This is a genomic window from Micromonospora sp. LOL_024 (assembly GCF_048060415.1).
In the GTDB taxonomy this organism is placed as follows: Bacteria; Actinomycetota; Actinomycetes; order Mycobacteriales; family Micromonosporaceae; genus Micromonospora.
Window position 1 is genome coordinate 1 of sequence record NZ_JBHMIS010000142.1, and the last position, 1,152, is coordinate 1,152.

1 protein-coding gene is annotated in these 1,152 nt (G+C 64.3%); it reads left to right on the top strand.

Annotation, left to right across the window (positions count from 1 at the left end; all coding sequences use genetic code 11):
• Window positions 1-41 precede the first annotated feature (41 nt).
• Window positions 42-1,139: an IS630 family transposase gene (locus ACFHWY_RS28580; protein ID WP_416583340.1), complete on the top strand. Its 1,098-nt coding sequence runs from the start codon at window positions 42-44 to the stop codon at window positions 1,137-1,139.
• Window positions 1,140-1,152: the final 13 nt, after the last annotated feature.

The following is a 1,152-nucleotide window of genomic DNA, read 5'->3' on the forward strand; positions in this document are numbered from 1 at the left end:
CTAGTGTTCTGTTTCGTAAATAGCTAGCCGTTTAGTAGGCTCTGCGTGTGACACGTGCTGCCTCGCCGTTGGTGCTCGAAACAGGTCAGCGGGAACTGCTGGAGTCTCTTGCCAAGTCGCGTACGGTCGAGCATCGGCTGGTGCAGCGGGCGCAGGTGTTGTTGCGCGCTGCGGACGGGGTGTCCAACGCCGACAATGCGGTGTCGTCCGGTGTGACCCGGATGACGGTTCGGGCGTGGCGGGCGGAGTTCGTCGAGCGTGGGCTTGTCGATCTGGGCAAGGTGGCCGCGGGTCGGGGCCGTAAGCCGTCGATCCCGCAGGCGGTGATCGATCAGATCGTGGAGTTGACGCTGCACTCGCGGCCGGAGGGGGCGACGCACTGGTCGTGCCGGTCGATGGCGGCGAGGGTCGGTGTCAGTGCGGCGACGGTGCAGCGGGTGTGGGACGCCCGAGGGCTCAAGCCGCACCTGGTGGAGACGTTCAAGCTGTCCAATGACAAGCGGTTCGAGGAGAAGCTCGTTGACGTCGTCGGGTTGTATCTGAACCCGCCGGACAAGGCCGTCGTGTTGTGCATGGATGAGAAGTCGCAGATCCAGGCCCTGGACCGCACGCAGCCGAGCCTGCCGCTCAAGCCCGGCCGGGCCGGCACGATGACCCACGACTACAAGCGGCACGGCACCACAACCCTGTTCGCCGCGCTGGACGTGTTGACCGGCGAGGTCATCGGCAAGTGCTTCGCCCGGCATCGGCACGACGAATTCCTGCGGTTCCTGCGCACGATCGACACCTCGGTGCCCCGCAAGCTGCAGATCCACATGATCGTCGACAACTACGGCACCCACACGCACCCCAACGTGAAGGCGTGGCTGGCCAAGCATCCCCGCTTCCACCTGCACTTCACCCCGACCAGCTCGTCCTGGCTGAACATGGTCGAGCGCTGGTTCGCCGACCTGACCGACAAGATGATCCGCCGAGGGGTGTTCCACAGCGTGGACGACCTCATCACCGCGATCGAGGAGTACCTGCGAGTACACAACGACGACCCGAAACCGTTCGTGTGGACCGCCACCGCCGAATCGATCCTGGCCAAGGTCCGACGTGGACGTGTCGCCCTCCAACAAACGGCTACTCAAAACTGAGACAGAACACTAG